General features: G+C 54.7%; 1 protein-coding gene. It reads right to left on the reverse strand.

Annotated features, from left to right (window positions below):
* Positions 1-164 precede the first annotated feature (164 nt).
* The coding region (locus AB4Z23_RS28545; protein WP_441361317.1) for a cytochrome b at positions 165-446 on the reverse strand (282 nt) is incomplete at its 5' end.

Below are 446 nucleotides of genomic sequence, written 5' to 3' on the forward strand. Positions count from 1 at the left end.
CATAACCTCATTGCCGCCTTGTGTGGCGAGGCTCATCATCACTATTTCCAATCATCCGGGAACGTGACAAACCGCCGCTAATGGCGATTCGAGCGGGTTTAGCTTCAGAAAATACGAAGAGACAGACACATGGAGCGTTTTCACTTTTGGAAAAGCGTAGTGCTTTAGCCGTGCGTCATACGCTTCAAAACATTGGTGCGCCAGTAGAACTGGTGAACCAGAACTGCGGCGACGTGGCCGGCGATCAACACCCACATCAGCCCCTTGAACGGCCCGGAATGCAATTCTCCTGCTACTCGCGCGCCGAAATAATAGGCCGCAATGCCCGACAATGGCAGGGCAAAAAACAGCGCGTAAAAGGTGAAATGCGCGACCTTCGCGGCGATTTGAGAAGCGCGCGGTTCATTGGCGGGATGCGGCGGCACCCCCTGGAAAAACCGCAGACA

This window comes from Agrobacterium sp. MCAB5, assembly GCF_052114365.1.
GTDB lineage: Bacteria > Pseudomonadota > Alphaproteobacteria > Rhizobiales > Rhizobiaceae > Agrobacterium > Agrobacterium tumefaciens.